This window comes from Burkholderia sp. WTPI3 (assembly GCF_021483755.1).
GTDB lineage: Bacteria > Pseudomonadota > Gammaproteobacteria > Burkholderiales > Burkholderiaceae > Burkholderia.
In genome coordinates, this window is record NZ_JAGIXF010000186.1 from 1 (window position 1) to 4,106 (window position 4,106).

Annotated in this window: 7 protein-coding genes and 1 pseudogene; all 8 read left to right on the forward strand. The window is 70.0% G+C overall.

From position 1 onward, the window contains the following. Positions 1 to 1,116: F0F1 ATP synthase subunit beta (gene atpD / locus J7024_RS36505; RefSeq protein WP_327796282.1), on the forward strand; the 1,116-nt coding region annotated here is incomplete at its 5' end. After that, positions 1,109 to 1,561, forward strand: coding sequence for a F0F1 ATP synthase subunit epsilon (locus J7024_RS36510; RefSeq protein ID WP_124897297.1), 453 nt, complete (start codon positions 1,109 to 1,111; stop codon positions 1,559 to 1,561). The genes atpD and J7024_RS36510, both read left to right, overlap by 8 nt. After that, positions 1,558 to 1,878: an AtpZ/AtpI family protein gene (locus J7024_RS36515; protein ID WP_124897298.1), complete on the forward strand. Its 321-nt coding sequence runs from the start codon at positions 1,558 to 1,560 to the stop codon at positions 1,876 to 1,878. Before J7024_RS36510 ends, J7024_RS36515 begins: the two co-directional genes overlap by 4 nt. Next, a complete protein-coding gene (locus J7024_RS36520; protein WP_124897299.1) occupies positions 1,868 to 2,173 on the forward strand; it encodes an N-ATPase subunit AtpR in 306 nt (101 codons plus the stop codon). The genes J7024_RS36515 and J7024_RS36520 overlap by 11 nt, the downstream gene beginning before the upstream one ends. Next, positions 2,170 to 2,868, forward strand: coding sequence for a F0F1 ATP synthase subunit A (locus tag J7024_RS36525; RefSeq protein WP_105821003.1), 699 nt, complete (start codon positions 2,170 to 2,172; stop codon positions 2,866 to 2,868). Before J7024_RS36520 ends, J7024_RS36525 begins: the two co-directional genes overlap by 4 nt. Beyond that, entirely contained in the window at positions 2,865 to 3,113 is a 249-nt protein-coding gene (locus J7024_RS36530; RefSeq protein ID WP_098553567.1) for a F0F1 ATP synthase subunit C, read from the forward strand. Before J7024_RS36525 ends, J7024_RS36530 begins: the two co-directional genes overlap by 4 nt. Positions 3,114 to 3,125: 12 nt before the next feature. After that, positions 3,126 to 3,881: a F0F1 ATP synthase subunit delta gene (locus J7024_RS36535; protein WP_234746011.1), complete on the forward strand. Its 756-nt coding sequence runs from the start codon at positions 3,126 to 3,128 to the stop codon at positions 3,879 to 3,881. Beyond that, positions 3,859 to 4,106 (forward strand): annotated as a pseudogene (locus J7024_RS36540) (F0F1 ATP synthase subunit alpha); the annotation flags it as partial. The gene J7024_RS36535 and the pseudogene J7024_RS36540, both read left to right, overlap by 23 nt.

Consider the following 4,106-nt stretch of genomic DNA (forward strand, 5'->3'; position numbering starts at 1 on the left):
GCGCTACCCGCCGACGTGCCGCTGCGGCCGATTCACCGCAACGCCCCGCCGCTGGCCGAGCAGAAGGGCACGAGCACGCTGTTCGCGACGGGCATCAAGGTGATCGACCTGCTTGCGCCGCTCGCGCAGGGCGGCAAGGCCGCGATGTTCGGCGGCGCCGGGGTCGGCAAGACGGTGCTCGTGATGGAGCTGATCCACGCGATGGTCGAGCGTTATCAGGGCATTTCGGTGTTCGCGGGCGTGGGCGAGCGGTCGCGCGAGGGGCACGAGATGCTGCTCGACATGCGCGGTTCCGGCGTGTTGGGCCGCACGGTGCTGGTGTACGGCCAGATGAACGAGCCGCCGGGCGCCCGCTGGCGCGTGCCGCTGACGGCGCTGACCATCGCCGAATATTTCCGCGACGAGCGTGCGCAAAACGTGCTGCTGCTGATGGACAACGTGTTCCGTTTCGTTCAGGCGGGCGCGGAGGTGTCGGGTCTGCTGGGGCGGCTGCCGTCCCGGGTCGGCTACCAGCCGACGCTGGCGAGCGAGGTCGCCGCGCTGCAGGAGCGGATCGCGTCGGTGGAGGGCGCCGCCGTCACGGCGATCGAGGCGGTCTATGTGCCGGCGGACGATTTCACGGATCCGGCGGTGACCGCGATCGCCGCGCACGTCGACAGCATGGTGGTGCTGTCGCGTTCGATGGCGGCGGAAGGCATGTATCCGGCGATCGATCCGGTCGCGTCGTCGTCGATCCTGCTCGATCCGCTCGTGGTCGGGGACGAGCACGTCGCGGTTGCGACCGAGGTGCGCCGCGCGATCGAGCATTACCGCGAACTGCAGGACGTGATCGCACTGCTCGGCATCGAGGAACTGGGCGCGGACGACCGCCGCACCGTCGAGCGCGCGCGTCGCCTGCAGCGCTTCCTCACGCAGCCGTTCGCGGTGACCGAGGCGTTTACGGGGCAGCCGGGCCGCTCGGTGACGACCGCCGAGACGATCGCCGGCTGCGCCGCGATTCTGCGCGGCGAGTGCGATACATGGCGGGAAAGCTCGCTATACATGGTCGGCACACTGGACGACGCGCGCCGCAAGGAAGCCGCCGCCGCAGGCGGGGACGGGGGAGCGCATGGCTAGGCTCGACCTGACGATCGCGACGCCCGCGCAACTGCTGGTCGATGCGCTGGAGATCGCCTCGCTGCGCGCCGAGGATGCGACCGGCAGCTTCGGTGTGCGGCCCGGCCACGTCGATTTCGTGACGCTGCTGCGCGCGTCGGTGGTGCGTTGGCGAACACCCGACGACCAATGGCATTACTGCGCGCTGGACGAAGGCGTGTTGAGCGTGTCGGGCGGTGTCCGCGTCGCGATCGCGTGCCGCGACGCGGTGCCCGGCGATTCGCTTGAACAACTCGACGCGCTCGTGCGCGCGAACCGCGCCGCCCGGCTGGACGCCGAACGGCGCGCCCGCGTCGACGAGACGCGGCTGCATGCCGAAACGGTCAGGCGTTTGCTGACGTATCTGCGACCCGGGGGAAGCGCGGGCGCCGCCCGCGATCCATTCGTCGCGGAGCCGCGGCGATGAGCGGGCGGCCACCGCCGGATCCGCGCGACCGGCCCGATCGCGTCGAGCAGGCCGCACGGCACGCCGCCGAACGCGCGTCGCGCGGCGCACGCGATCCCGAACCGTCGCTGGGCGCACGGCTGGCGCAGATCGGCGTGCTCGGCTGGGCGATTCTCGCGCCGACGCTCGCCGGACTGGCGCTGGGGCGCTGGCTGGACCGGCTGTATGCGACGCGCGTGTTCTTCTCCGCGCCGCTCGTCATGATCGGCGCAGCCGCCGGGTTCTGGTTCGCGTGGAAATGGATGCATAACCAGCAAGGACAAAACCATGACGATTGATGCGTGGCTGTCGCCCAACCTGGCCGCCGCGATGCTCGGCGTTGCCGCCGGCCTCGCGCTCGGTGCATGGCACTTCGGTTCGCTCGCATGGAACTGCCGCCTGTTCGCCGCCGGCCGCGTGGCTTGCGCGCTCGGGCTGCAAGGCGCGCGCATCGCCATCGCGGTCGCCGTGCTGGTGGCGCTGGCCCGGATCGGCGCCGCCGCCGTCGTGGCGGGCGCGCTCGGGCTGCTGGTCGCGCGCGCCGTCGCGCTCAGATACGCCGACGCATCGGCGGCGCTCCGGGGGCTGCGATGAGCGCCTCGCCGCTTGCGACCGTCCCGCTCTGGACACTGGGTCCGCTCTCGATTTCGTCGCCCGTGCTGGTCACGTGGGGAATCATGCTGGCGCTGGCGGCACTCTCGGCGTTCGCGCGCCGGCGCTTGTCGCTCGAACCGTCGCGCCTGCAAAGCGTGCTGGAGCTGCTGGTCGCCACTGTCGACGCACAGATCGTCGACACGATGCGAGCCGGGGCCGCCCGCTATCGCGCATTGATCGGCACGATCTTCCTGTTCGTGTTCACCGCGAACGCTTCGTCGCTGATCCCGGGCGTCGAGCCGCCCACCGCGCACCTGGAAACCGACGCGGCGCTCGCGCTGGTCGTACTGGGCGCGACGTGCTACTACGGCGTGCGCACGCGCGGCTGGAAGAATTATCTCGCCACCTTCGCCGAACCGACCTGGGTGATGATCCCGCTCAATCTCGTCGAGCAGCTGACGCGCACGTTCTCGCTGATCGTGCGGCTGTTCGGCAACGTGATGAGCGGCGTGTTCGTGATCGGCATCGTGCTGTCGCTCGCGGGACTGATCGTGCCGATCCCGCTGATGGCCCTCGACCTGCTGACCGGCACGGTCCAGGCCTACATCTTCATGGTGTTGTCGATGGTGTTCATTGGTGCGGCGGCGGCCGATGACGAACCCTCCGTTCACCGCCGCAAGCAGGAGCAGTCATGAGCAATCTCATCGAAATCGTCAGCATCGCGGCAGCGGCGCTCGCCGTGTCGTTCGGTGCGATCGGGCCCGCGCTGGCCGAAGGTCGCGCGGTCGGCGCGGCCATGGACGCGATTGCCCGCCAGCCGGATGCGGCGGGCACGGTTTCGCGCACGCTGTTCGTCGGGCTGGCGATGATCGAGACGATGGCGATCTACTGCCTGGTGATCGCGTTGCTGCTGTTGTTCGCCAACCCGTTCATCAAGTAGCACGAGGCGACGATGCGAATCGACTGGTCCACGCTGATCCTGCAGACCATCAACGTGGTGGTGCTGGTGTGGCTGCTGTCGCGCTTTCTGTTCAAGCCGGTCAGCGCGATCATCGCGGCGCGCCAGGAAGCGGCGCGCAAGCTGATCGACGCCGCGCGCGACGATGCCCGCGCGGCGAGCGATGCGCGCGAGGCGGCGCAAGCCGAGCTCGCCAGGGTGGTGGCCGCGCGCGCCGATGCGTTGAAGGAGGTGGCGGGGCAGGCCGCCGCCGAGAAGGTGTCGCTGCTCGCGCAGGCGCAGGCGGAAGCCGAACAGTTGCGCGATGCGGCGGCTGCCCGGCTGGAGTCGGAACGGCGCGAGCGCACGCGCGACGACGCCCGCCGCGCGACCCGCCTCGCGCTCGACATCGCGGCGCGGCTGTTCACGCGTCTGCCGGAACCGGTGCGCGTGACCGGTTTCATCGACGGTCTGGCCGGGGAAGTCGCGAAGCTGCCCGAATCGGTCCGCTCGGAACTGGGCGCGGGCAACACGCCGCTGCAACTCATCACGCCGCGTGCACTCGATGCGCAGGAAATCGCGTCATGCCGGGCCGCGCTGTCCGCTTGCCTGGGCCGGCCGGTCGAACTGGCGGTGCGGATCGACGCGTCGCTGATCGCGGGACTCGAGCTTGACGCGGCGCACGCGCGGGTGCGCAACAGCCTGAAGCAGGATCTGGAACATATCGAGGCGGTACTGCTGAATGACGATGAAGCCAGCCGACCTTCCTGAACACGCCGACTGGCTCGCGCGCCAGCGCGCCGCGCTCGAAGGCGCCGCACTTGCGCCGTCCGCGGAGGCCATCGGGCGAGTCGAACGGCTTGCCGACGGAATCGCATTCGTGTCCGGACTGCCCGACGCGATGCTCAACGAGCGTCTGGTCTTCGACAACGGCTCGACCGGCTTCGTGCACACGCTCGATGCCGACCTGATCAGCGTGGTGCTGCTCGACGCCGA